The organism is Pseudomonas sp. GW821-FHT07E12, from assembly GCF_058986605.1.
Window position 1 is genome coordinate 26,294 of record NZ_JBYSVX010000008.1, and the last position, 24,225, is coordinate 50,518.

Annotated in this window: 21 protein-coding genes and 1 tRNA gene; 20 read left to right on the top strand and 2 right to left on the bottom strand. The window is 65.8% G+C overall.

All coding sequences use genetic code 11. From position 1 onward, the window contains the following. The first annotated feature begins 59 nt into the window (after nt 1-59). The 12 genes from AC3WJE_RS07135 (at nt 60) to AC3WJE_RS07190 (ending at nt 10,559) form a co-directional block, all read left to right on the top strand. Entirely contained in the window at nt 60-1,037 is a 978-nt protein-coding gene (locus AC3WJE_RS07135; protein ID WP_493730094.1) for a beta-ketoacyl-ACP synthase III, read from the top strand. A 77-nt stretch (nt 1,038-1,114) separates the two neighbouring features. Continuing rightward, nucleotides 1,115-1,897: a hypothetical protein gene (locus tag AC3WJE_RS07140; RefSeq protein ID WP_493730095.1), complete on the top strand. Its 783-nt coding sequence runs from the start codon at nt 1,115-1,117 to the stop codon at nt 1,895-1,897. Between the two features lie 153 nt (nt 1,898-2,050). Then, nucleotides 2,051-2,995 (top strand): ACP S-malonyltransferase, encoded by a 945-nt coding sequence (fabD, locus tag AC3WJE_RS07145; RefSeq protein WP_493730096.1) that lies wholly within the window; start codon nt 2,051-2,053, stop codon nt 2,993-2,995. An 81-nt stretch (nt 2,996-3,076) separates the two neighbouring features. Further along, nucleotides 3,077-3,820: a 3-oxoacyl-ACP reductase FabG gene (gene fabG, locus AC3WJE_RS07150; RefSeq protein WP_493730097.1), complete on the top strand. Its 744-nt coding sequence runs from the start codon at nt 3,077-3,079 to the stop codon at nt 3,818-3,820. 208 nt (nt 3,821-4,028) lie between these two features. Further along, nucleotides 4,029-4,268, top strand: a complete 240-nt coding sequence (acpP, locus tag AC3WJE_RS07155; RefSeq protein ID WP_002814322.1) for an acyl carrier protein — start codon at nt 4,029-4,031, stop codon at nt 4,266-4,268. A gap of 216 nt (nt 4,269-4,484) precedes the next feature. Next, on the top strand, nt 4,485-5,720 hold the full coding sequence (fabF, locus tag AC3WJE_RS07160; RefSeq protein WP_493730098.1) for a beta-ketoacyl-ACP synthase II: 1,236 nt from the start codon (nt 4,485-4,487) through the stop codon (nt 5,718-5,720). Between the two features lie 183 nt (nt 5,721-5,903). After that, nucleotides 5,904-7,262, top strand: coding sequence for an aminodeoxychorismate synthase component I (locus AC3WJE_RS07165; protein WP_493730099.1), 1,359 nt, complete (start codon nt 5,904-5,906; stop codon nt 7,260-7,262). Between the two features lie 150 nt (nt 7,263-7,412). After that, nucleotides 7,413-8,474, top strand: a complete 1,062-nt coding sequence (mltG, locus tag AC3WJE_RS07170) for an endolytic transglycosylase MltG (protein ID WP_493730100.1) — start codon at nt 7,413-7,415, stop codon at nt 8,472-8,474. Then, on the top strand, nt 8,471-9,127 hold the full coding sequence (gene tmk, locus AC3WJE_RS07175) for a dTMP kinase (RefSeq protein ID WP_493730101.1): 657 nt from the start codon (nt 8,471-8,473) through the stop codon (nt 9,125-9,127). Before mltG ends, tmk begins: the two co-directional genes overlap by 4 nt. Further along, entirely contained in the window at nt 9,124-10,080 is a 957-nt protein-coding gene (locus AC3WJE_RS07180; RefSeq protein ID WP_493730102.1) for a DNA polymerase III subunit delta', read from the top strand. The genes tmk and AC3WJE_RS07180 overlap by 4 nt, the downstream gene beginning before the upstream one ends. Continuing rightward, a complete protein-coding gene (locus AC3WJE_RS07185) occupies nt 10,077-10,430 on the top strand; it encodes a PilZ domain-containing protein (protein ID WP_493730103.1) in 354 nt (117 codons plus the stop codon). The genes AC3WJE_RS07180 and AC3WJE_RS07185 overlap by 4 nt, the downstream gene beginning before the upstream one ends. Before the next feature lie 54 nt (nt 10,431-10,484). Beyond that, nucleotides 10,485-10,559: transfer RNA gene (locus AC3WJE_RS07190), tRNA-Val, on the top strand. A 165-nt stretch (nt 10,560-10,724) separates the two neighbouring features. On the opposite strand, the gene AC3WJE_RS07195 is transcribed toward AC3WJE_RS07190, so the two are convergent. After that, nucleotides 10,725-11,189 (bottom strand): MarR family winged helix-turn-helix transcriptional regulator, encoded by a 465-nt coding sequence (locus tag AC3WJE_RS07195; protein ID WP_493730104.1) that lies wholly within the window; start codon nt 11,187-11,189, stop codon nt 10,725-10,727. Nucleotides 11,190-11,252: 63 nt separating this feature from the next. On the opposite strand from AC3WJE_RS07195, the gene AC3WJE_RS07200 reads away from it, so the two are divergent. Both AC3WJE_RS07200 and AC3WJE_RS07205 read left to right on the top strand, forming a co-directional pair. Next, nucleotides 11,253-12,767, top strand: a complete 1,515-nt coding sequence (locus tag AC3WJE_RS07200; RefSeq protein WP_493730105.1) for an FAD-dependent oxidoreductase — start codon at nt 11,253-11,255, stop codon at nt 12,765-12,767. A 135-nt stretch (nt 12,768-12,902) separates the two neighbouring features. Beyond that, the gene (locus AC3WJE_RS07205; protein ID WP_493730106.1) at nt 12,903-13,055 is read left to right on the top strand and encodes a hypothetical protein; all 153 of its coding nucleotides are present in this window, start codon (nt 12,903-12,905) and stop codon (nt 13,053-13,055) included. A gap of 4 nt (nt 13,056-13,059) precedes the next feature. Here the strand turns inward: AC3WJE_RS07205 and AC3WJE_RS07210 are convergent, their stop codons facing one another. After that, a complete protein-coding gene (locus tag AC3WJE_RS07210; RefSeq protein WP_493730107.1) occupies nt 13,060-14,322 on the bottom strand; it encodes a citrate/2-methylcitrate synthase in 1,263 nt (420 codons plus the stop codon). 91 nt (nt 14,323-14,413) lie between these two features. Between AC3WJE_RS07210 and prpB the strand changes: the two genes are divergently transcribed. From prpB to AC3WJE_RS07240, 6 genes are all read left to right on the top strand, one after another. Next, nucleotides 14,414-15,319 (top strand): methylisocitrate lyase, encoded by a 906-nt coding sequence (prpB, locus tag AC3WJE_RS07215; protein WP_493730108.1) that lies wholly within the window; start codon nt 14,414-14,416, stop codon nt 15,317-15,319. Between the two features lie 53 nt (nt 15,320-15,372). Next, the gene (gene prpC, locus AC3WJE_RS07220; RefSeq protein WP_493730109.1) at nt 15,373-16,530 is read left to right on the top strand and encodes a bifunctional 2-methylcitrate synthase/citrate synthase; all 1,158 of its coding nucleotides are present in this window, start codon (nt 15,373-15,375) and stop codon (nt 16,528-16,530) included. A gap of 132 nt (nt 16,531-16,662) precedes the next feature. Further along, the gene (acnD, locus tag AC3WJE_RS07225; protein WP_493730110.1) at nt 16,663-19,272 is read left to right on the top strand and encodes a Fe/S-dependent 2-methylisocitrate dehydratase AcnD; all 2,610 of its coding nucleotides are present in this window, start codon (nt 16,663-16,665) and stop codon (nt 19,270-19,272) included. A gap of 109 nt (nt 19,273-19,381) precedes the next feature. After that, on the top strand, nt 19,382-20,578 hold the full coding sequence (gene prpF, locus AC3WJE_RS07230) for a 2-methylaconitate cis-trans isomerase PrpF (RefSeq protein ID WP_493730111.1): 1,197 nt from the start codon (nt 19,382-19,384) through the stop codon (nt 20,576-20,578). A 176-nt stretch (nt 20,579-20,754) separates the two neighbouring features. Continuing rightward, nucleotides 20,755-22,983, top strand: coding sequence for a TonB-dependent receptor (locus tag AC3WJE_RS07235; protein WP_493730112.1), 2,229 nt, complete (start codon nt 20,755-20,757; stop codon nt 22,981-22,983). A 178-nt stretch (nt 22,984-23,161) separates the two neighbouring features. Then, nucleotides 23,162-24,121 carry a nucleoside hydrolase gene (locus AC3WJE_RS07240; protein WP_493730113.1) on the top strand — a complete coding sequence of 320 codons (960 nt, stop codon included), beginning with the start codon at nt 23,162-23,164 and terminating at the stop codon, nt 24,119-24,121. Nucleotides 24,122-24,225 lie beyond the last annotated feature (104 nt).

A 24,225-nucleotide genomic window follows, 5' to 3' on the forward strand; every position in this document is an offset into this window, starting at 1 on the left:
CAGCGGGTGCTTGATTCACCGGAGCCGCGTCACGCGTGGCTCCTGCAACAGGAAGCGATATGAGCAAGCGGGTCTATTCCAGGATCGCGGGCACGGGCAGTTATTTGCCCGAGAAGGTGTTGACCAACGAGGATCTGTCCAAGATCGTCGACACCAGCGATGAGTGGATCCGCAGCCGTACCGGCATCCGCGAACGGCATATCGCCGCCGACGACCAGACCACCAGCGACCTCGCTTACGAGGCTTCTCTGCGTGCGCTGGAAGCGGCCGGCGTGCAGGCATCCGACATCGACCTGATCGTGGTTGGTACGACCACGCCGGACCTGATCTTCCCGTCCACCGCCTGCCTGTTGCAGGCGCGGCTGGGTGTGGTCGGTTGCGGCGCGTTCGACGTCAATGCCGCGTGTTCCGGCTTCGTCTACGCGTTGAGCGTGGCCGACAAGTTCATTCGCTCCGGCGATTGCAAGACCGTCCTGGTGGTCGGTGCCGAAACCCTGACCCGGATCGTCGACTGGACCGATCGCACCACCTGCGTGCTGTTCGGCGACGGTGCGGGCGCGGTCGTGCTCAAGGCCGACGAGGAAACCGGCATTCTCAGCACCCATCTGCATGCCGATGGCAGCAAGAAGGAACTGCTGTGGGACCCGGTCGGCGTATCGGTCGGCTTCGGCGAAGGCAAGAACGGCGGCGGTGCGCTGCTGATGAAGGGCAACGACGTGTTCAAGTACGCCGTCAAGGCGCTGGACTCGGTCGTGGACGAGACCCTGGAAGCCAACGGCCTGGACAAGCGTGACCTGGACTGGCTGATCCCGCACCAGGCCAACCTGCGCATCATCGAAGCCACCGCCAAGCGGTTGGAGATGTCGATGGAGCAGGTCGTGGTCACCGTCGACAAGCACGGCAATACCTCGTCTGCCTCGGTGCCGTTGGCGCTGGATGAAGCCGTGCGTTCCGGTCGTGTGCAGCGCGGACAGTTGCTGCTGCTGGAAGCCTTTGGTGGCGGCTTCACTTGGGGTTCGGCGCTGCTGCGCTATTGATGTTCGCGGGCGCGCATGGCGCCCGCTCGCCGCCGGTTGTTGTGTAGCGCCGGCTGGCTTCAAAGGAGTGGATCTTCATGGCGGAACCTATCGTCATCGACGGGCAGCGCGCCTGGCTTAAACAGTACGGCGAAGGCAGTCGTGCACTTGCACTGGGAGCGTTGACGTTCGTCTCCCGTCGTCTGGGTCTGGATGCGTTGCGTCCGCCGCCGCATCGCGGTGGTGATGCGGCGCGCGCGATCGAGGCGCGTCGATTGGCCGAGTTGCGATCGCAGCACGTCAACGTGCCGGACGTGATCGGCGAGGGTCATGCCGCATTGGTGCTCAGCGACAACGGCCGCTCATTGGCGGTCTGCCTGCGCGAAGCCGACGAGGCCGGGCGTGATGCGCTGGTGTCGCTGGCGCTGGCGGCGATCGCCGAGGCGCATTGCCGTGGCGCCTATTTCGGCCAGCCGCTGCCGCGCAACATGACCTATGACGGCCATGCGATCGGCTTCATCGACTTCGAGGAGGATCCGCTCGAAGTGATGGACCTGGCTCAGGCGCAGGCCCGCGACTGGCTGATGTTCGGTTACGGCGTGGCCAAGTATTACGACGGTCGGCTCGAGGTGCTGCAGCGGTTGCTGGTGGACGCACTGGGCGAAGCCCGCGCGCCGGTGCTGGCGCACGCGCACGAGGTGACCGGGCGGCTGCAGCGCATGGCTCGCTTCATGCTCAAGCTGGGACGGTCGGGACGGGCGCTGGCGCATTCGATCCTGGTGATCCACGCGGCGACTTCGTTCGGCGTGCTGCTGGTGGTGGCGCTTTGCGTGGACTGGTTTGCCGATGGGCAGCTGGACATCCTGGAGTTGTTTGTTTGAGAGGCCGGGAATGGGGAATCGGAAAAGCCAGAGCGCCACGTGATTCCCCATTCCCAGCCGCTATTCCCAGCCCCGCCTGCATACGCGCCAGTACAGACGATCAGGCTCATTCACCCGTATCATCCCCGCTCGTTTTTCGCAGGCTGACTTCGCGTGACCGAATCCACACTTGCTTTCGTGTTTCCCGGCCAGGGCTCGCAGTCGCTGGGCATGCTGGCCGAGCTGGCCGAATTGCACCCGGGCGTGCGCGATACCTTCGCGGAGGCTTCTGACGGCGCTGGCGCCGATCTGTGGGCGCTCTCGCAGGGCGGTCCGGAAGAAATGCTCAATCGCACCGAATTCACCCAGCCGGCACTGCTGGCCGCCGGTGTGGCGGTGTGGCGGTTGTGGCAGGCGCAGGGCGGTGCGGCTCCGGCGTTGCTGGCCGGCCACAGCCTGGGTGAATACACGGCGCTGGTTGCCGCCGGCGCGCTGTCGCTGCGCGAGGGTGCGCACCTGGTGCGTATCCGCGGGCAGCTGATGCAGGACGCGGCACCGGCCGGTGTCGGCGCGATGGCCGCGGTGCTGGGTGCCGAGGACGCGCTGGTGCGCGAGGTCTGCGAGCAGGCTGCGGGCAGCCAGGTGGTGGTCCCGGCCAATTTCAATTCGCCCGGTCAGATCGTGATCGGTGGCGATACGGCGGCGGTCGATCGCGCTCTGGCGCTGCTGGCCGAGAAGGGCGTGCGCAAGACGGTCAAGCTGGCGGTGAGCGTGCCCTCGCACACCCCGCTGATGCGCGAGGCTGCCAATCGCCTGGCCGAAACCATGGCTGGACTGGACTGGCGTGCGCCGCAGCTGCCGATCGTGCAGAACGTGGACGCGAAGGTCCATGACGGCATTCCTGCCATCCGTCAGGCGCTGGTCGAGCAGTTGTACCTGCCGGTGCAATGGACCGGCTGCGTGCAGGCGCTGGCGGCCCAGGGCATCACCCGTATCGCCGAGTGCGGCCCGGGCAAGGTGCTGGCCGGGCTGGTCAAGCGCATCGACAAGTCGCTGGAAGCGCGCGCACTGGGTACGCCGGCCGAGTTTGGCGCCGCCCGTGACGAATGGTCCAACTGAACATCACTCGGCGCTGATGCAACTCGTACCGCATCGCCCGATGGCGCAAGCGCCGTCCCGACATCCATCGAGGAATCGCACATGAGCAAGCCCCTGCAGGGAGAAATCGCGCTGGTCACCGGCGCCAGCCGTGGCATCGGCGCCGCCATCGCTGACGAACTGGCGGCCCAGGGCGCCACCGTCATCGGTACCGCCACGTCCGAGTCGGGCGCCAAGGCGATCGGCGAGCGCCTGGCTGCCATTGGCGGCCACGGCCGCGAGCTGAACGTGACCGACCCGGCGGCGATCGACGCGCTGATCGACGCGATCGGCAAGGAGTTCGGCCCGGTCTCGATCCTGGTCAACAACGCCGGCATCACCCGCGACAACCTGCTGATGCGGATGAAGGAAGAGGATTGGCAGTCGATCATCGACACCAACCTGACCAGCGTCTTCCGCACCTCCAAGGCGGTGATGCGCGGCATGATGAAGGCGCGCAAGGGCCGCATCATCAACATCGCCTCGGTGGTCGGCGTGACCGGCAACCCGGGCCAGACCAATTACGCCGCGGCCAAGGCCGGCATCATCGCCTTCTCCAAGTCGCTGGCGAAGGAGATCGGTTCGCGCGGCGTGACCGTGAATGTCGTGGCACCGGGCTTCATCGACACCGACATGACCAAGGCATTGCCCGAGGAGGCGCGTACCGCGCTGCTCGGCCAGATCGCCCTGGGTCATCTGGGTGAGCCGGCCGACATTGCCGGTGCGGTGGCGTTCCTGGCCGGACCTTCGGCCAAGTACATCACCGGCGAGACCCTGCATGTCAACGGAGGCATGTACATGCCCTGATCGGCATTGGCGCAGGGATTGTGTTGCAAGTGGTTGATCGGAGAGGGTTTTACAGGCATTCATCGATCCGCCGCTTTCCACTACACTATCCAGCGCGGCCATCGCAGCCCGATGGCGTTTTTTGTGAGTCCCTCACAGGTGCACCGCACAACCATGTGCGGGGTCCTTAATTTTGAACCACCACTACTCCATCTGGAGCGATAACCCCATGAGCACCATCGAAGAACGCGTCAAGAAAATCGTCGTCGAGCAGCTTGGCGTCAAGGAAGAGGAAGTCACCACCAGCGCATCGTTCGTCGATGACCTGGGCGCCGACTCCCTGGACACCGTTGAGCTGGTAATGGCGCTGGAAGAAGAGTTCGAGTGCGAGATCCCGGACGAAGAGGCCGAGAAGATCACCTCGGTCCAGCAGGCCATCGACTACGTCAAGGCTCACGTCAAGAGCTGATGCGTTGTTCCTGTCGCAAGCGCGAGCCTAGCCCGCTTGCGACAACCCATGGGGCCGCTGATGCGGCCCTGTGTTTTTGAATCAACGCACCTTCAGACCCCGGCACATGGGTGTGCCGTGTTCTTGCGAGGGATTCGCACTTTCAGACCCCGGTGCATGGATGTGCCGTGCTCTTGCGAGGGATTCGCATTTTTGCATCGTGGTGAGGAGATCGGAATGAGTCGTCGCGTCGTCGTTACCGGCATGGGTATCGTGTCGCCGCTGGGCAATGACCTGGCCAGCAGCTGGGACGGCATCGTCAACGGGCGCTCGGGCATCGGCCCGATCACGCAGATCGATGCTTCGCAGTTCACCACGCGCATTGCCGGCGAGATCAAGGATTTCGATCCCACCAAGTTCGTGTCCCCGAAGGACGCGAAGAAAATGGATTCGTTCATTCATTACGGTATCGGCGCCTCGTTCATGGCGCTGGACGATGCCGGCCTGGAGATCACCGAGGCCAATGCCGAGCGCATCGGCGCGATCCTCGGCTCGGGCATCGGCGGCCTGCTCGGTATCGAAGAGCAGACCATCAAATTTCATGAGGGCGGGGCGCGCAAGATTTCCCCGTTCTACGTGCCCAGCACGATCATCAACATGCTTCCCGGCCAGGTCAGCCTGATCAAGGGGCTGAAGGGGCCGACGTTCTCGGCGGTCTCGGCCTGCGCCACCTCCAACCACTCCATCGGCACGGCGATGCGCATGGTCCAGCACGGCGACGCCGATGTGATGCTGGCCGGCGGTGCCGAGCGCGGCTCTTCGCCGACCGCGATTGGCGGCTTCTGCGCGATGAAGGCGATGTCGACCCGCAACGACGATCCGACCAAGGCTTCGCGCCCGTGGGACAAGGAGCGCGATGGCTTCGTGCTGGGTGACGGTGCCGGCGTGCTGGTGCTGGAGGAGTACGAACACGCCAAGGCGCGTGGCGCGCGCATCTATGCCGAGCTGGTCGGCTTCGGCGCCAGCTCCGATGCCTTCCACATGACCGCCCCGAGCGAAGACGGCGAGGGCGCGGCACGCAGCATGCGCGCCGCGCTGCGCGATGCCGGCCTCAACCCCGACCAGGTGGATTACCTCAACGCCCACGGCACCTCGACCCCGCTCGGCGATCTGGCCGAGACGCTGGCGATGAAGCGCGCGCTGGGCGATCACGCCTACAAGGCGATGGTCAGCTCGACCAAGTCGATGACCGGCCACCTGCTGGGCGCGGCGGGTGGTGCGGAGGCGATCTTCTCGGTGATGGCGATCCACACCGGCATCATTCCGCCGACCATCAACCTCGAAGAGCCGGGCGAAGGCTGCGATCTGGACTATGTGCCGAACGTGGCGCGCGAGAAGAAGATCGACGTGGCGATGTCCAACGGCTTCGGCTTCGGCGGGACCAACGGCACGTTGGTGTTCAAGCGCGTTTGATGCTTGTGAGCCCCTCTCCCCTCGGGAGAGCGGTTGGGGCGAGGGTACGGGCGAAGCCCTGCGTTGCGTCAGCTGCATGAGGCTTCGCGCGTACTCTCATCCGCCCTTTCAGGGCAGCTTCTCCCTGATGTCCCGGAGGGAGAAGAAATGGTTTGCTGTCTTTCCCGTTTCGATCCCAGGCCGATGACCCTCACCCGATCCCTGCGCGCGGACATCGACCTGCTGGCGCTGCACCGGCTTGCGCCGCAGCGCTATCCGGCGTTGTTCGAGTCCACCGCGTCCGGCACCGTGCACGGGCGCTGGGATCTGCTGTTGATGAGCGACGGCAGCGGCCTGCGACTGCAGGCCGATGGCCGCACCTGCGATCTGAGCGGCAATGCGGTCGCCGGGGATTTTCTGGGTGCGCTTGACGCCGTATGGCGTGCTGAACGTATCGAGCCGGAGCCATCGTCTGACGCGCCATTGTTCCGCGGTGGCTGGGCGCTGCTGCTGGACTACGAACTGGCCGCGCAGGTTGAGCCGGTACTGACGCTGCCGCCGCGCGTCGATGGCTTGCCGGTCGCGCTGGCGCTGCGTTGTCCGGCGGCGGTGCTGCGTGATCGCCACAGCGGCGCGTGTTTCGCGGTGGTCGAGCCGGGGCATGTCGAGCTGCTGGAGCGCATCGCGGCCGATGTCGAGGCCGCGCTGATGTTGGCGCCGCTGCCGGCCTGGGAGGCACCGGTGGCGGCTGACGAGGACGCGCCGGAGCGCTTCACCGCGGGCGTGGAGCGGGTGCTGGAGTACCTCAAGGCCGGCGACGTGTTCCAGGCCAATATCTCGCGCAAGTGGCAGGCGCGTTTCGATCGGCCGCTCGAACCGGCGGCCTTGCATGCGCGCCTGCGCGCGGCCAACCCGGCGCCGTTCGCGGGGCTGTTCGTTGCGCAGGGGCGGGCAGTGGTCAGTTCCTCGCCGGAGCGGCTGGTGTCGGTACGCGGAGAGGTGGTGGAGACCCGGCCGATCGCCGGTACCCGGCCGCGCTTCGCCGGTGACGACGAGGCCGAGCGTATCCGCGAGCTGGTCGGCCATCCCAAGGAGCGTGCCGAGCACGTGATGTTGATCGACCTGGAGCGCAATGACCTGGGCCGCGTCTGCGCGCCGGGCACGGTCGAGGTCGATGAACTGATGACGGTGGAGAGCTACGCGCACGTGCACCACATCGTCAGCAACGTGCGCGGGCGCTTGCGCGCCGGCACCACGCCGGGCGAGGTGATCCGCGCGGTGTTTCCGGGCGGGACCATCACCGGGTGCCCCAAGGTGCGCTGCATGCAGATCATCGCCGAGCTGGAGCAGGAGGCGCGTGGCGCCTACACCGGCGCATTCGGCTGGCTGAATCGCGATGGCGACCTGGATCTGAACATCCTGATCCGCACCGCGGAGGTGGACGGCGAGCATGTGCGTTTCCGCACCGGTGCCGGGATCGTGGTCGATTCGGTGCCCGAGCGCGAGCTGGACGAGACCCGGGCCAAGGCGCGCGGTCTGTTGCGTGCGCTGGATGTCCCGTAGGAGCGGCGTCAGCCGCGATGGGCGTTCTGTGGATCCTTCTGCAAAAGCCCGTACATCCATGTGTGGGGAGATTCAAATGGGCAAGCCCATCGCGGCTGACGCCGCTCCTACGGGGTATCCTGCGCGCGCGGAAATATCGACGAGGTAGGCGTGGCTGCAGGTTGCAAAAGAGGGTGTCTGACCGTAGTGGCGACGCTATTGGTGTTGGTGCTGCTGTGCGCCGGAACGGCGGCATGGCTGTGGCAGCGCTATCAGCATTTCGCCGTCGAACCGCTGCAGGCGTCGCAGCCGAGCGTGGTGGTGGCGTCCGGTGATTCGCTGAAGGGGGTGCTGCGCAAGCTGCGCCAGGCCGGCATCGACAACGGGTCCGATATCGAGTGGCAGCTGCTGGCGCGTCAGATCGATGCCGCCGGCAAGCTGAAGGTCGGCGAGTACGCGCTGTCGCCGCCGCTGTCGCCGCGCGAGCTGCTGCTGCGGATGCGTCAGGGCAAGGTGATCCAATATCGCGTGACCCTGGTCGAAGGCTGGAACATCCGCCAGCTGCGCGCCGCGCTCAACGCCGCCGAACCACTGCGGCACGAAACCACCGACCTGGACGATGCCGCGCTGATGACCCGGCTGGGCTTCCCGGGACAACATCCGGAAGGCCGCTTCCTGCCGGAAACCTACCTGTACCAGCGTGGCGATTCCGACCTCGACGTGTTGCGCCGTGCGCATGTGGCGATGGACAAGGCACTGGATGCGGCCTGGCAGCAGCGCGCTGACGATCTGCCGGTGCAGACGCCCGAGCAGGCGCTGATCCTGGCTTCGATCATCGAGAAGGAAACCGGATTGGCGGCGGAGCGTCCGCAGATCGCCGGCGTGTTCGCGCGCCGGCTCAGGATCGGCATGAAGCTGCAGACCGATCCGACCGTGATCTATGGGCTCGGTAGCGCTTACGACGGCAATATCCGTCGGCGCGACCTGGAAACCGACACGCCGTACAACACCTACACCCGCACCGGCCTGCCGCCGACGCCGATCGCGATGCCCGGTCGCGAGGCGCTGCTGGCTGCGGTCAAGCCGGCCGACGGCAAGTCGCTGTACTTCGTCGCGGTCGGCGATGGCAGCGGCGCGCATGTGTTTTCCGACAGTTACGACCAGCACACTGCTGCCGTCGCACGCTACTTGCAGCGGCTGCGCCAGTCGCAGGCCGAGGCAGCCAGGCCATGAGTCCCGCATTGCTCCGACATCCGCGCTTCATCAGTCTTGAAGGCGGCGAAGGCGCCGGCAAGACCACTGCGATCAACGCGATCCGTGACTGGCTCGTGCGCCACGACCACGAGGTCGTGCTGACCCGCGAACCCGGCGGCACGCCGCTGGCCGAGCGCGTGCGCGGCCTGCTGCTGCACAAGGACGAGAGCATCGAGCCGCTGTGGCCGGAGACCGAGCTGTTGCTGGTGTTCGCCGCGCGCGCCCAGCACGTGCGCGAGGTGATCCGCCCGGCGTTGCAGCGCGGTGCGTTCGTGGTCAGCGATCGCTTCACCGATTCCAGCTACGCCTACCAGGGCGAGGGCCGTGGCCTGGATCGCGGCTGGATCGCAGAACTCGAGCGGCGCGCGGTCGGGATCGAGCCGGGCATGACCCTGCTGCTCGACCTCGACGTGAGGACTGGCCGTGCCCGCACCAGTGGCCGTGATTTGTGGCCGGATCGCATCGAAAGCGAGCACGACGATTTCTTCGAACGCGTGCGTGCCGGCTTCCGCCAGCGTGCGATCGAACATCCCGGGCGCTTCCGCGTGATTGATGCCGGGCAGGCGCCGCAGGACGTAGCGCGCGACGTCGCCGCCGCAGTGGCCGAATTCGTGCGCGGAGCGGCCGAATGAGCACGTTCTCGCCCTGGCAGCAGCGCGCCTACGATCAGACCGTGGCCGCGCTCGATGCCGGCCGTCTGGGCCATGGCCTGCTGATCTGCGGCCCGGCTGGTCTGGGCAAGCGCGAGGTCGCGCTGAAGCTGGCCGAGCACGTGCTTACCAGCGGGCCGGATCCGAAAGCCAGCCAGCGCACCTCGCAGCTGATCGCCGCCGGCACCCATCCGGATCTGCAACTGGTGTCGTTCATTCCGAACCGCACCGGCGACAAGCTACGTACCGAGATCATCATCGAACAGGTGCGCGAGGTTTCGCAGAAGCTTTCGTTGACGCCGCAATACGGCATCGCGCAGGTGGTGATCGTCGATCCGACCGATGCGATCAATCGCGCCGCCTGCAATGCGTTGCTGAAGACCTTGGAGGAGCCATCGCCAGGGCGTTACCTGTGGTTGATCAGCGCGCATCCGGCGCGGCTGCCGGCGACGATCCGCAGCCGCTGCCAGCGTCTGGAATTCAAGCTGCCGCCGGCGCATGAAGCGATGACGTGGCTGCTCGCGCAGGGATTTGCCGAAGGCGCGGCGCAGCAGGCGCTGGACGCCGCGCGCGGTCATCCCGGACTGGCTGCGGAGTGGCTGCGTGGCGACGGGCTGGAACTGCGCCGGCAGGTGGCGTCGGATCTGGAGCAGCTCGGGTCGGGCCGCGCCAGCGCGCTGGAGGTGGCCTTGCGCTGGACCGGTGACGAGCAGGCCGAACGGCGTCTGGGGCATGCCGCCGATCTGGTGCTGGCACAGGCCTCGACCGGCTTGACCGATCCCGTACGATTGCACAAGCTGGCTGCTTGGTTCGACGCCGCCAACCGCACGCGCGAACTGCTGCGCACCACGGTGCGCGCCGACCTGGCGGTCACCGAACTACTGCTTGTCTGGCGCGATGGGGATCGCGCCAATCGGAAAGGGGGGAGTGCATGAGTGCGACGAGTGGACGCCAGGGCATCTTGTCGCTGGCGGTCAAGGACAAGACGGCGTTGTACGGCGCCTACATGCCGTTCGTGAAGAACGGCGGCATCTTCGTGCCGACGCCGAAGCGTTACTTCCTCGGCGACGAGGTATTCCTGCTGCTGACCCTGCCCGAATCCAGCGAGCGCCTGCCGGTGGCCGGCAAGGTCGTATGGACCACGCCAGCAGGCGCGCAGGGCAATCGCGCCGCCGGCATCGGCGTGCAACTGCCGGACGGGACTGAAGGCGAGGCGATCCGCAATCGCATCGAGGTGCTGCTGGCCGGCGTGCTCAATTCCGAGAAGCCGACCTATACGATGTGAAGACCCGTTGACGCACGCCGCAGCTGCTATATAATACGCGGCTCGCGACACACCGGGCGGTTAGCTCAGCGGTAGAGCATTGCCTTCACACGGCAAGGGTCGCAGGTTCGAACCCTGCACCGCCCACCAATACGACGCCTTGATTCCAGGGCAGTTCGCAGCAAGAAAAAGCCGGCTTCGAAGCCGGCTTTTTGTTGTCTCGCGAAGGCCTGATCGACGGGTGCTGTGCTGCAAGAGTCATGTGCCGCGTTGATCGGTTTCTCTGCGCTGGTGAGCTGAGATCTTGCAGTGGTCTCAGAGCTCAATCGCTTCCAGTGCGTCCGCGAATTTGCGCATCAGCCGGACCAGGTTGTCCAGGTCGTCTAGGTCCCAGGTCTTGAATATCTCGCGGCCCATCTGCTCGCGTGCCGCATCGATCTGATCGGTCATCGCCTTGCCGGCCGGCGACACCACCGCCTCGCGCATGCGGCGGTCGCGTGCGTTCTCCGAGCGGAGCACCAGCCCCATGCCTTCCAGCTTGGTCACTTGCCGGCTGATCGTCGTGTAGTCGCGACCGAGGCGGTCGGCCAGCTCGACCACGCCGATCGGCCCGAGCCGCTCGATGACCACCAGCAGCCGGAACAACGCCTGGTCGAGCCGGATGCCAGCGTTCTCGATCAATTGCTCGTCGTTACTACGCGGCCGGTTCATCACGCTGACGATGCCGAGCATCGCCCCGTGCAGCTCCTTCAGTTGCGCCGAGATATGTGTATCTTGCACTTTCTTTGAGTGTGGCATAGGCTCCTCCAATAGTGTGCATATTACACATACTTGGAGGTTGTCATGAAGCTGAACGTAGATGTTTTGATCTGTGGCGCCGGTGCGGCCGGCCTGGCCCTCGCCATCGAACTGGCCAGGCGTGGAGTGTCGTTTCAGCTGATCGAGAAGGCGGATGGCCCGTTCCGGGGATCCCGGGGCAAGGGCATCCAGCCGAGGACACAGGAAATCTTCGAGGACATGGGCATCGTCGATCGCATGGTCGCGGCCGGTGGCGCATACCCGCCGGCCCGGACCTATCTCGATCACGGTGGCCATGTCGAATCGGAGGTGGTGGAGCGGGCGCCCGTGACGCCCGCCGAGCCCTACCAGATGCCATTGATGGTCCCGCAGTTCCTGACCGAAGCCGTGATGTGCGAGCGGCTCGCCGAGCTTGGTCATCGCCCCGGCTATGGCCTTGAACTGGTCGGTCTGCAGCAGGGTGCGGATGGGGTGACGGCGACGGTTGCAGGCCGGGGGATGGAGCACAGCATCCGCGCCCGTTATCTGGTCGGCGCCGATGGCGGTCGCAGTTTCGTGCGTGGCGCGCTGGGTATCGGATTTCCTGGCAAGACGCTCGGCGTCCGCGCGATCGTGGCGGACGTCCATCTCGTCGGGCTGGATCGCGACGCCTGGCACCAGTTCAGCGAGGGCTCGATGGAGAAGATGCTGTCGCTATGCCCACTGGCGGGAACCGACATGTTCCAGTTGCAGGCGCCGATCCCCTTCGAGGGCGAGGTCGATCTTTCGGTTGCGGGTTTGAATGCCATGGTCGCTGAGCGCACCGGCCGTACCGACATCCTGATCGAATCGGTGTTCTGGGCATCGGCCTACACGATGAACGCGCGTCTGGCCGATCGATATCGCGACGGCCGCGTGTTCCTGGTGGGCGATGCTGCCCACACTCATCCGCCGACCGGCGGGCAGGGGCTCAATACCAGCATCCAGGACGCCTACAACCTGGGCTGGAAGCTCGCTGCGGTGCTGGGCGGTGCGCCGGTCGGGCTGCTCGACAGTTACGAGGAAGAACGCAGGCCGATCGCGAGCGAGATGCTCGGTCTCTCCACGCGGTTGCTGGAGGATGCCAAGCGTGGCGAGAACCAGCGCGGTCGCGAGGTCAAGCAACTCGATCTTGGCTACCCCGGATCGTCGCTGGCAGTGGAGGAGCCCAAGCGCGAGCATGGCCTGAACGCTGGTGATCGTGCTCCGGATGCTCCGCTTCGCGGCACGGCGGGACAACCGCGACGTCTGTTCGACGTGTTTGCTGGCCCGCACTGGACACTGCTGGGCTACCACGTCGACCGCACGGACGTGCCTGCACGTGCTGGCGTGAGGGTTCATATGGTTGGACCGGGCGGTGATCTGATCGACGAGAACGATCACTTCGCCGAGGCCTACTCCGTGGCGCCGGGTGACTGGGTACTTGTGCGCCCCGATGGATACATCGGCGCGATCGTGGATTCCGGGCAGATGCACGCGTTGGAACGCCTGTTCGAGCGCGTGGGGATCGCTTCGGGAGACGATGTGGCGAGCATGAAGTGAGTTTGTCCGCATCTGTTCCCGCGATCCTGAGGCGGGTCCGGCACGGCGATTTCTGCGTGCCGGAAGAGCCGGCTTGACCATGTGCCGCTAGCCGCATTGCTAAGCTCGCGCGGTCTGGATAACAGCGGAGTTGTCATGGCCAAAGAAAGTGCGGAATCAGGTGTATTCGCGCGGATAGGCGAATTCCTGTTCGGCGGAAACATGATCGCCGGTACGTTCAAGGCGCTGGTCTGGTTCGGTGTGTACGCGGCGCTGCTGACGGTGCTCTATCGTGCGTTGAAGCATTGATTGTTCATGAGTCCTCGCCACCACCCGGCGCCAGGCCGGTGTAGCGCGCACGTGGTCGGATCAACTTGCCCAGGGCCTGTTGTTCGAGTGCGTGCGCGAGCCAGCCGGTGAGGCGGGCGGTGGCGAACATCACCAGTGCGTGTGCGGCGGGCAGGTCGTGGACGTAGCAGATCGCGGCGAGCATGCAGTCGATGTTCGGGTGTTGGCCGCTGCTTTCCCTGGCGGCGGCGATCACGGCTTCGACGTGGCGCATCTGGGGGGTGTCGCCGCGCAGTTCGCGCAGCAGGCGCAGCACCTCGGCGGCGCGGGGGTCGCCATCGGGATAGAGCAGGTGATTGAAGCCGGGCAGGTCGTCGCCGCGCTGCCAGCGTTCGGCGATGAAGGCGGCGGGTGAATCGGCTTCCTGTGCGTCGCGCAGCAGGGCGTGCGCGCGTGCGGTGGCGCCGCCATGGCGGGGGCCGGACAGTGCGGCGAGGCCTGCGCTGACGGTGGCGTGCAGGTGCGCGCCGGTCGAGGCGACCACGCGCGCGGCGAATGCGGAAACGTTGAGTTCGTGGTCGGCGCACAGCACCAGCGCGGCGCGTACCAGTTCGGCGAAATCCGGGTCGTTCGGTTGCCATGTGTCTGCAAGCAGGCGGTGCACCGGGCGCGTGTCGGGTTGGGTGCCGACCAGCAGTGCGGCGTTCTGCCGCAACAGCATTGCCGCAACCTCGCGTCGTACCGGTGCGGAGGCGTTGAGTGACTGGCGCAGTTCCAGCGCCAGCAGCGGGATGCAGGCCATGGTGCGTTCAAGCGGCGGCAGCGAGGTGTCCAGGGCCAATGCTGCGATTCGCTCAGGCCAGGAGGTGGGTGCTTGCGCGTCGAACGGGTCCAGTTCCTCGCATTCCCACAGCAGCCGGGCGATGTCTTCCAGCGTGGCGCCTTCGCGCACTGCCGTTACCGATGAGCGGCCACGGTAATAGGGCGCGTCCGGGCGGATCAGCGATATCCGGGTTTCCAGCACCGGCAGGCCGCGATCCAGGCTCTGGGCCGCGCCGCGCTCGGCGCCGCGTCCGGCGCGCTTGCGCTGGGCCAGCCGCTCGACCTCCGCGCGCAGGTAGACCCGGCTGCGGTGGTCCGGGCCGGGACGTGAGCTGAGCAGGCCCCGGCTGACGTAGGCGTACAGCGTGGCGGTGCTGATGCCCAGCCGTTCGCAGGCTTCGGCGGCGGGGATCAGCTCGCGATCGGGCGGGGGCAGCTGGGTCGACATGTCGATAGGTTGATTCATTGAATCAAGATTGATCAATGGGTTTGATGGTGCCAGATTGAACGCCATCGCGGAACGGCCCGTGGGGCCGCCGCCAGATCAGGAGTCCCGCATGAACCTTTCTTCCGCCGGTGCGCCCGCTTCTCCGGGAGCGATGTTCCGCGCCGCGCTGGCCGCCGAGTCGCCGCTGCAGGTGATCGGTGCGATCAATGCCAATCACGCCCTGCTGGCCAAGCGCGCCGGCTACAAGGCGATCTATCTCTCCGGCGGCGGCGTTGCGGCCGGCTCGCTGGGCCTGCCGGACCTGGGCATCAATACGCTGGAAGACGTGCTGATCGACGTGCGTCGCATCAGCGACGTGTGTGAGCTGCCGCTGCTGGTCGATATCGACACCGGCTTCGGCCCGAGCGCGTTCAATATCGAGCGCACGATCAAGAGTCTGATCAAGGCCGGCGCGGCCGCCTGCCACATCGAGGATCAGGTCGGCGCCAAGCGCTGCGGTCATCGGCCGGGCAAGGAGATCGTCTCCAAGGACGAAATGGCCGACCGCGTGAAGGCCGCTGCCGATGCCAAGACCGATCCGGATTTCTTCCTGATCGCGCGCACCGATGCGATCCAGGTGGAAGGCGTGGATGCGGCGATCGAACGCGCGATCGCCTGTGTCGAGGCCGGCGCTGACGGCATTTTCGCCGAGGCCGCTTACGACCTCGATACCTACCGCCGGTTTGTCGATGCGGTGAAGGTGCCGGTGCTCGCCAATATCACTGAATTCGGCAAGACGCCGCTGTTCACTCGCGACGAACTGGCCTCGGCCGGCGTGGCGATCCAGTTGTTCCCGCTGTCGGCGTTCCGCGCCGCCAACAAGGCGGCCGAGAGCGTCTACGAGGCCGTCCGCCGCGATGGTCACCAGAAGGCCGTGGTGGACGCGATGCAGACCCGCGAGGAGCTGTACGACCGCATCGGCTATCACGCTTTCGAACAGCGCCTGGACGCGCTGTTCTCAGGCAAGAGCGCATGATGGCGGCACCGAAAAAGAACTGACTAAGCAAGCGAACTCTGGGAGATATCGCAATGTCCGAGCAAGCCACCGTCACCGGCTTCAAGCCGAAGAAATCCGTCGCCCTGTCGGGTACTGCTGCGGGCAATACCGCGCTGTGCACGGTCGGTCGCAGCGGCAACGATCTGCACTATCGCGGTTACGACATCCTCGATCTGGCCACCACCAGCGAGTTCGAGGAGATCGCGCACCTGCTGGTGCATGGCAAGCTGCCCACCGCCGCCGAGTTGCGCGCTTACAAGACCAAGCTGAAGTCGCTGCGCGGCATTCCCGCGGCGGTGAAGGCAGCGCTGGAGGAACTGCCGCCGTCGGCGCATCCGATGGACGTGATGCGCACCGGCGTGTCGGTGCTCGGTTGCGTGTCGCCGGAGAAGGACGATCACAACCATCCCGGTGCGCGCGACATCGCCGACAAGCTGATGGCCAGCCTCGGCTCGATGCTGCTGTACTGGTATCACTGGAGCCACAACGGTCGCGCGATCGATGTGGAGACTGATGACGATTCGATCGGCGGGCACTTCCTGCATCTGCTGCACGGCACCAGGCCGCGTGCGTCCTGGGTGCGCGCGATGCATACCTCGCTGATCCTGTATGCCGAGCACGAGTTCAACGCTTCGACCTTCGCCTGCCGCGTCATCGCTGGCACTGGCAGCGACATGTACAGCGCGATCACCGGCGGCATCGGTGCGTTGCGTGGGCCCAAGCACGGCGGCGCCAACGAGGTCGCGTTCGAGGTGCAGAAGCGCTACGACACGCCTGACGAGGCCGAGGCCGACATCAAGGCGCGGGTGGAGCGCAAGGAAGTGATCATCGGTTTCGGCCATCCGGTCTACACGGTGTCCGATCCGCGCAACAAGGTGATCAAGGAGGTCTCGCGCCAGCTCTCGGCCGAAGAGAAGAGTATGAGGATGTACGACATCGCCGAGCGTCTGGAGACGGTGATGTGGGACATCAAGAAGATGTTCCCGAACCTCGATTGGTTCAGCGCGGTCAGCTATCACATGATGGGCGTGCCGACTGCGATGTTCACGCCGCTGTTCGTGATCGCGCGCACCGCCGGTTGGAGCGCGCACATCATCGAGCAGCGCATCGACGGCAAGATCATCCGCCCGAGCGCGAACTACACCGGTCCGGAGGATCGCGAGTTCGTGCCGATCGACAAGCGGGCCTGATACACCGAATCGTCGTTCCCGCGAAGGCGGGGAACCCAGTGTCCTTGATCGTGCAGGAAGACACTGGATCCCCGCCTTCGCGGGGATGACGAAGCACGCTCCATGCTCGCCATTACGTTTCAGAAGCCAGCCATGAACAGCCAATTCCGCAAATCCCTGCCGGGCACCTCGCTCGACTATTTCGACGCCCGTGCTGCGGTAGATGCGATCCGGCCCGGTGCGTGGGACGCATTGCCCTACACCTCGCGCGTGCTCGCCGAGAACCTGGTGCGGCGCTGTGATCCGGCCACGCTGACCGACTCGCTGAAGCAGCTGATCGAGCGGCGTCGCGATCTGGATTTCCCGTGGTTTCCGGCGCGCGTGGTCTGCCATGACATCCTCGGCCAGACCGCGCTGGTGGATCTGGCCGGCCTGCGCGATGCGATCGCCGATATGGGCGGTGATCCGGCCAAGGTCAATCCGGTGGTGCCGGTGCAGCTGATCGTCGATCACTCGCTGGCGGTGGAGTGTGGCGGCTTCGATCCGGATGCGTTCGCGAAGAACCGCGCGATCGAGGATCGCCGCAACGAGGATCGTTTTCACTTCATCGAGTGGACGCGGCATGCATTCCAGAACGTGGACGTGATCCCGCCGGGCAACGGGATCATGCATCAGATCAATCTGGAGAAGATGTCGCCGGTGATCTACGTGCAGGATGGCGTGGCGTTTCCGGATACCTGCGTCGGCACCGATAGCCATACGCCGCATGTCGATGCGCTCGGCGTGATCGCGGTCGGCGTCGGCGGTCTGGAAGCAGAGAACGTGATGCTCGGTCGCGCCTCGTGGATGCGCCTGCCGGACATCGTCGGCGTCGAGCTGAGCGGAAAGCCGGGACCGGGCATCACCTGTACCGACATCGTGCTGGCGCTGACCGAGTTCCTGCGCAAGCAGAAGGTGGTCGGCGCGTATCTGGAATTCTTCGGCGAAGGTGCTGCCGCGCTGACCATCGGCGATCGCGCGACCATCTCCAACATGTGCCCGGAGTACGGCGCGACTGCGGCGATGTTCTACATCGATACGCAGACGCTGGATTACCTGCGTTTGACTGGTCGCGAGGAAAAGCAGATCGCGCTGGTCGAAACCTATGCCAAGACCACCGGACTGTGGGCCGATCAACTCACGCAGGCGCAATACGAGCGCGTGCTGCATTTCGATCTGTCCAATGTCACCCGCAACATGGCCGGTCCGTCCAACCCGCATGCGCGCGTGGCGACCAGCGAGCTGGCCGCACGCGGCATCGCCACGGATCTGGCGCAGGCGCGCGCGCAGGAAGCGGAAGGATTGATGCCCGACGGCGCGGTGATCATCGCCGCGATCACCAGCTGCACCAACACCTCCAATCCGCGCAACGTGATCGCCGCGGGCCTGCTGGCGCGCAACGCCAATCGACTCGGGCTGCTGCGCAAGCCGTGGGTGAAGTCGTCGCTGGCGCCGGGCTCGCGCGCGGTGCAGTTGTATCTGAAGGAGGCCGGTCTCGAAGATGAGCTGGAAAAGCTCGGCTTCGGCGTGGTCGGCTTCGCCTGCACGACCTGCAATGGGATGAGCGGCGCGCTGGATCCGGTGATCCAGCAGGAGATCGTCGAGCGCGATCTGTACGCGGTGGCAGTGCTGTCGGGCAATCGCAACTTCGACGGCCGCATCCATCCGTATGCCAAACAGGCGTTCCTGGCCTCGCCGCCGCTGGTGGTGGCGTATGCGATCGCCGGCACGATCCGTTTCGACATCGAAAAAGACGTGCTGGCGGTGGTCGACGGCAAGGAGATCCGACTCAAGGACATCTGGCCGGGCGACGAGGAAATCGAGGCGGTGGTGAAGGCCTCGGTCAAGCCCGAGCAGTTCCGCAAGGTGTACGGGCCGATGTTCGACGTGCGCGTCGAGTACGGCGGCAAGATCGACCCGCTGTATGACTGGCGGCCGATGAGCACCTACATCCGACGCCCGCCTTACTGGGAAGGCGCATTGGCCGGAGCGCGCACATTGCGCGGCATGCGGCCGCTGGCGCTGCTCGGGGACAACATCACCACCGATCATCTTTCGCCGTCCAACGCGATCATGCTCGACAGCGCCGCTGGCGAATACCTGGCGAAGATGGGCTTGCCGGAAGAGGACTTCAATTCCTACGCGACCCATCGTGGCGATCACCTCACCGCGCAGCGTGCGACCTTCGCCAATCCGAAGTTGTTCAACGAGATGGTGCGCAACGACGACGGCAGCGTGAAGCAAGGCTCGCTGGCGCGGGTCGAGCCGGAGGGCAAGGTGCTGCGGATGTGGGAGGCGATCGAAACCTACATGCAGCGCAAGCAACCGTTGATCATCGTCGCGGGCGCCGACTACGGCCAGGGCAGCTCGCGTGACTGGGCCGCCAAGGGCGTGCGATTGGCCGGCGTGGAGGTGATCGTTGCCGAGGGCTTCGAGCGTATTCACCGCACCAACCTGATCGGCATGGGCGTGCTGCCGCTGGAGTTCAAGCCGGGCACGAACCGGCAGACGTTGGCGCTCGATGGCAGCGAGACGTTCGACGTGATCGGCGAGCGCAAGCCACGGGCCGATCTGACGCTGGTGGTCCATCGCGCCAATGGCGAGAGCGTGCAGGTGCCGGTGACGTGCCGATTGGATTCGGACGAGGAAGTCTCGATCTACGAAGCCGGCGGCGTGTTGCAGCGTTTTGCGCAGGATTTCCTGGAGTCTGCGCAGGCGGCCTGAATCCCTTGCTCGTCATTCCCGCGAAGCGCTTTTCAGCAACCGAATGGCTGATCAAGCGGGAATGACGAGTGGAACGTTTTGCAGCCAACAAGCCATCAGAGACCCCCTCATGTCCCAGCTCCCACAGATCCGCATTCCCGCCACCTATCTGCGCGGTGGCACCTCCAAAGGCGTGTTCTTCCGCCTGCAGGATCTGCCGGCGGCGGCGCAGTCGCCGGGGCCGGTGCGCGATGCGTTGCTGCTGCGGGTGATCGGCAGCCCGGATCCGTATGCCAAGCAGATCGATGGCATGGGTGGGGCGACGTCCAGCACCAGCAAGACGGTGATCGTGGCCAGGAGTGCGCGGCCCGGTTTCGATGTCGACTATCTGTTCGGCCAGGTGTCGATCGACAGCGCCTTCGTCGACTGGTCCGGCAACTGCGGCAACCTGTCGGCGGCGGTGGGGCCGTTCGCGATCGCCAACGGTCTGGTCGATCCTGACAGGGTGCCGCGCGATGGCGTGTGCACGGTACGCATCTGGCAGGCCAACATCGGCAAGAGCATCGTCGCGCAGGTGCCGATCACCGATGGGCAGGTGCAGGAGACCGGCGATTTCGAACTGGATGGGGTGACGTTCCCGGCCGCCGAGGTGCAACTGGAATTCCTTGATCCGGCGGATGAAGGCGAGCAGGGTGGGGCGATGTTCCCGACCGGGCACGTGGTCGATGATCTCGATGTGCCCGGCGTCGGCACGCTGAAGGCGACACTGATCAATGCCGGCATCCCGACCATCTTCGTGAACGCCGCCGACATCGGCTACACCGGCAGCGAGTTGCAGGACGCGATCAACAGCGATCCGAAGGCGCTGGCGATGTTCGAGGCGATCCGCGCGCATGGCGCGGTGCGGATGGGGTTGATCGCCGATATCGGCGAGGCCGCCCGGCGTCAGCACACGCCGAAGGTCGCGTTCGTCGCGTCTCCCGAGGGTTACGTGGCATCCAGCGGCAAGCGCGTGGACGCGGGCGATATCGACCTGCGGGTGCGGGCGATGTCGATGGGCAAGCTGCACCACGCGATGATGGGCACCGCGGCGGTGGCGATCGGCACTGCCGCGGCGATCCCGGGCACGCTGGTGAACCTGGCTGCAGGTGGAGGCGAACGCAGCGCGGTGCGCTTCGGGCACCCCTCCGGCACGCTGCGCGTCGGCGCCGAGGCCCGGCAGCTGGACGGGGTTTGGACGGTGACCAAGGCGATCATGAGCCGCAGCGCCCGGGTGCTGATGGAAGGCTGGGTGCGGGTGCCGGGTGAGGTGCTGCGGGTGCCGTGACCCAGTCCCGGCGCTGCCGGAGTGGATGAATACGCGACGGCGGGGGCGACCGGCAAAAAAGAACCCGCGGAGTGTGACGAGAAGGTGTTGCGGGTGTGTAGTTTGTGTTAATTGTGTTGCGACGCGGCAAACGCCGCCACAACCGACGACCGCCACCCCCAGCTCCGGAGCGCTTCATGTCTGCCAACCGCTCGCTGCGCGTCAGCGCACTTGCCTTAGCCGTCCTTTCCACCGCCCCGTTCGCCGCCCTTGCCCAGCAGGCCGCCGGCGGTATCGCCCAGCTCGATTCGGTCAAGGTGACCGCCGAGCGGCGCTCCGAAGACTCCAAGGACGTGCCGGTCTCGGCCAGTGTGTTGCGCGCCGAGTACCTGGATGCCATTTCCACCAGCGCCTCGGACGTGCGCGTGCTGGCCGGCAAGGTGCCGAGCCTGAACGTGGAATCCTCCAACGGCCGCGTATTCCCGCGTTTCTACATCCGCGGCTACGGCAATACCGACTTCACCACCTACGCCTCGCAGCCGGTGTCGCTGATCTATGACGACGTGGTGCAGGAGAACGCCTTCCTGAAGGGCTTCCCGATGTTCGATCTGGCCGCGGTGGAAGTGCTGCGCGGCCCGCAGGGCACGCTGTTCGGCCGCAACACCCCGGCCGGCGTGGTCAAGTTCAACTCGGTCAAGCCGGTGATCGGCAGCAACGACGGCTATGTCAGCGCGTCGGTGGCCACCTACACCACCACCTCGCTGGAAGGCGCGATCAACCTGCCGATCAACGATGCCTGGGCGGCGCGCGTGTCGGTGCTGCAGCAGCATCGCAACGACTGGGTGACCAGCCAGATCACCGGGCAGAAGCTGGAAGGCTACGACGACGCAGCCGCACGCGTGCAACTGCTGTTCAAGCCCAGCGAGGACTTCGAGGCGTTGTTCAACGCCCATGCGCGCAAGCTCAACGGCACCGCGCGGCTGTTCCGCGCCAACATCTTCCAGGCCGGCACCAACCAGTTGGTGGATGGCTTCGATCCGGACAAGGCCTACATCGACGGCCACAACGCGCAGGAGCTGACCACCTACGGCGGCAGCGCCAACCTGAGCTGGAACCTGGGCGACATCGCGCTGCACTCGATCACCGGTTACGAAGGCATTTCCAAGTACTACAGCCGTGGTGACATCGATGGCGGCTACGGCGCCGGCGCCTTTGTCGATCCGAGCCAGCCGTATGGCCCGGGCTTCATCCCGTTCTCGGTGGAAACCGCCGGCGGCATCAAGAGCGTTGATCAGTTCACCCAGGAGCTGCGCGCCGAGTCGCAGTACGCCGGCCCGCTGAACTGGCAGGCCGGCCTGTACTACTTCAACGACAACGTCGAGGGCGAAGCCTACGACTACGACACGATCGGCCGTGGTGCACTCACCGGCTACGACCTGACCCGCCAGAAGAACACCTCCTGGGCGGCGTTCGGCTCGCTGAACTACCAGGCCAGCGAGCAGCTCAACCTGCGTGCCGGCCTGCGTTACACCCACGACAAGAAGACCTTCGACATCTTGCAGTGGGATCGCAGCACCGCGGTGCCGATCGGCGGCGAGACCAGTGGCTCGAAGGTGACCGGCGATGCCAGCGCGATCTTCAACCTGACCGACGACGTCAACCTGTACGCGCGCTTCTCGACCGGCTTCCGCGGCGCCAGCTTCGGTCCGCCGTCCTCGGGCGTGCCGGTGACCGTGGCCCGGCCCGAAACCGTCACGTCCTACGAACTGGGTGTCAAAGCCGACCTGTTCGAAAAGCGCGCGCGCATCAGCTTCGACGTCTACAGCATGGACATCAAGGACCAGCAGCTGACCGCGGTGGGCGGCACTTCCAATGCGGTGCAGCTGATCAATGCGAAGAAGAGCGAGGCCTACGGCGCCGAGTTCGACTTCGAGGCGCTGGTCACCGAGAACCTGCGTTTCACCTTGAACGGCAGCTACAACCACACCGAGATCAAGGATCCCGGCCTGGCGACCTCGACCTGCTCGCCGTGGGTGTGCACGGTGACCGATCCGGTCAACGCCAATGGCTACGCGCTGATCAACGGCAACCCGCTGCCGCAGGCGGCCAAGTGGATCGGCAACGCCACGCTGCGCTATGGCATCCCGATGGGGCCGGATGGCGAACTGTTCTTCTACACCGACTGGTCGTACCGCAGCGAGGTCAACTTCTTCCTGTACCAGTCGCGTGAGTTCGTCGGCCAGCCGCTGCTCGAGGGCGGTGCCAAGATCGGCTACACCTGGGCCAACGGTGCCTACGAGGCCTCGGTGTTCTGCCGCAACTGCACCAACCAGATCCGTGCCGTGGGTGCGATCGACTTCGACAACCTGACTGGCTTCATCAACGATCCGCGCATCATCGGCGTGCAGTTCCGCGCCGCGTTCTGATCGCTGGTTTCAGCAGTCCGTGTCACCCGACCGCCGGCTATCATGCCGGCGGTCTTGTTTGCGAGTCCCTCGCAAGAGCGCCGCACATCCGTGTGCGGGGGTTCTTTGGGGCGAGTCCCTCGCAACAGCACCGCACATCCATGTGCGGGGTTCTTACTTTTCTTTTCGAGGTGGTGTGATGGGAATGCGTGCGAGCGGCTGGCTGGCCGCGCTGATGCTGTCGTGCGTGGCCGGGTCGCTGTCGGCCACGCCGCCGGCGCGGCAACCGGTGGTGGTGTCCACCGACGTCGGTGACGACATCGACGATGCGTTCGCGCTTGGCCTGCTGCTGCGCAGTCCCGAGTTCGACCTGCGCGGTATCGCGTCGGCCTGGGGCGATACCGCGCTGCGTGCACGCTTGCTGCAGCACCTGCTGGTCGAGGCCGGGCGCGCGGACATTCCGCTGGCGATCGGCGAGCCGACCCGCAGCGCGATCCCGTTCAGCCAGGCGCGCTGGGCTGAGCGCGGCACGCTGCCGACCGGTACGCCGTCGGCGGTGGACCTGATCCTGCAGCAGGCACGCCAGCAGCCGGGGCAGGTGACGCTGCTGGTGCTGGGTCCGCTGACCGATGCCGCGCTGGCGCTCAAGCGCGACCCGGCCGCGTTCGGCCAGCTCAAGCAGATCGTGCTGATGGGCGGCTCGGTGCGGGTCGGCTATGGCAAGTCCGACTACCGCGCGCCGAATCCGCCGGCGCCCGAGTACAACATCGTCGCCGACATCCCTGCGGCGCAGGCGGTGTTCGCTTCCGGCGTGCCGATCACGATGCTGCCGTTGGACGCGACCCAGGTGAAGCTGGAGGAATCCGCACGGGTGTCGTTGTTCGCCCACGGCGACGGCCTGACCGACGCGCTGACCCAGCTCTATTACCAGTGGCGCGACACCGACCAGCCCTGGGCGAGCGCCACCCCGACCCTGTTCGACGTGGTGCCGGTGGCGCAGCTGCTGGCGCCGTCGCTGTGCCCGACGGTGCCGCTGCACATCGTCGTCGACGCCGAAGGCCATACCCGCCAGACGCCGGGCCGGCCGAACGTGCAGGCCTGCCTGAAGCTGGACAAGGCTGGCCTGATCGATTTCTACATGGATCGTCTGCTGCGCTGAAATGCAGGTCGAATATCCGTAGGAGCGGCTTCAGCCGCGATGGGGCTTTCATGCGAATCCCTCGCAAAGGCCCGCACATCCATGTGCGGGGATTCAAAGGGGGA

Excerpts from the sequence above, each read along its gene's own strand:
- AC3WJE_RS07135 (WP_493730094.1), top strand. The coding sequence starts at position 60 with ATGAGCAAGCGGGTCTATTCCAGGATCGCGGGCACGGGCAGTTATTTG.
- AC3WJE_RS07140 (WP_493730095.1), top strand. The coding sequence starts at position 1,115 with ATGGCGGAACCTATCGTCATCGACGGGCAGCGCGCCTGGCTTAAACAG.
- fabG (WP_493730097.1), top strand. The coding sequence starts at position 3,077 with ATGAGCAAGCCCCTGCAGGGAGAAATCGCGCTGGTCACCGGCGCCAGC.
- acpP (WP_002814322.1), top strand. The coding sequence starts at position 4,029 with ATGAGCACCATCGAAGAACGCGTCAAGAAAATCGTCGTCGAGCAGCTT.
- fabF (WP_493730098.1), top strand. The coding sequence starts at position 4,485 with ATGAGTCGTCGCGTCGTCGTTACCGGCATGGGTATCGTGTCGCCGCTG.
- AC3WJE_RS07165 (WP_493730099.1), top strand. The coding sequence starts at position 5,904 with ATGACCCTCACCCGATCCCTGCGCGCGGACATCGACCTGCTGGCGCTG.
- tmk (WP_493730101.1), top strand. The coding sequence starts at position 8,471 with ATGAGTCCCGCATTGCTCCGACATCCGCGCTTCATCAGTCTTGAAGGC.
- AC3WJE_RS07180 (WP_493730102.1), top strand. The coding sequence starts at position 9,124 with ATGAGCACGTTCTCGCCCTGGCAGCAGCGCGCCTACGATCAGACCGTG.
- AC3WJE_RS07185 (WP_493730103.1), top strand. The coding sequence starts at position 10,077 with ATGAGTGCGACGAGTGGACGCCAGGGCATCTTGTCGCTGGCGGTCAAG.
- AC3WJE_RS07200 (WP_493730105.1), top strand. The coding sequence starts at position 11,253 with ATGAAGCTGAACGTAGATGTTTTGATCTGTGGCGCCGGTGCGGCCGGC.
- AC3WJE_RS07205 (WP_493730106.1), top strand. The coding sequence starts at position 12,903 with ATGGCCAAAGAAAGTGCGGAATCAGGTGTATTCGCGCGGATAGGCGAA.
- AC3WJE_RS07210 (WP_493730107.1), bottom strand. The coding sequence starts at position 14,322 with ATGAATCAACCTATCGACATGTCGACCCAGCTGCCCCCGCCCGATCGC.
- prpB (WP_493730108.1), top strand. The coding sequence starts at position 14,414 with ATGAACCTTTCTTCCGCCGGTGCGCCCGCTTCTCCGGGAGCGATGTTC.
- prpC (WP_493730109.1), top strand. The coding sequence starts at position 15,373 with ATGTCCGAGCAAGCCACCGTCACCGGCTTCAAGCCGAAGAAATCCGTC.
- acnD (WP_493730110.1), top strand. The coding sequence starts at position 16,663 with ATGAACAGCCAATTCCGCAAATCCCTGCCGGGCACCTCGCTCGACTAT.
- prpF (WP_493730111.1), top strand. The coding sequence starts at position 19,382 with ATGTCCCAGCTCCCACAGATCCGCATTCCCGCCACCTATCTGCGCGGT.
- AC3WJE_RS07235 (WP_493730112.1), top strand. The coding sequence starts at position 20,755 with ATGTCTGCCAACCGCTCGCTGCGCGTCAGCGCACTTGCCTTAGCCGTC.
- AC3WJE_RS07240 (WP_493730113.1), top strand. The coding sequence starts at position 23,162 with ATGGGAATGCGTGCGAGCGGCTGGCTGGCCGCGCTGATGCTGTCGTGC.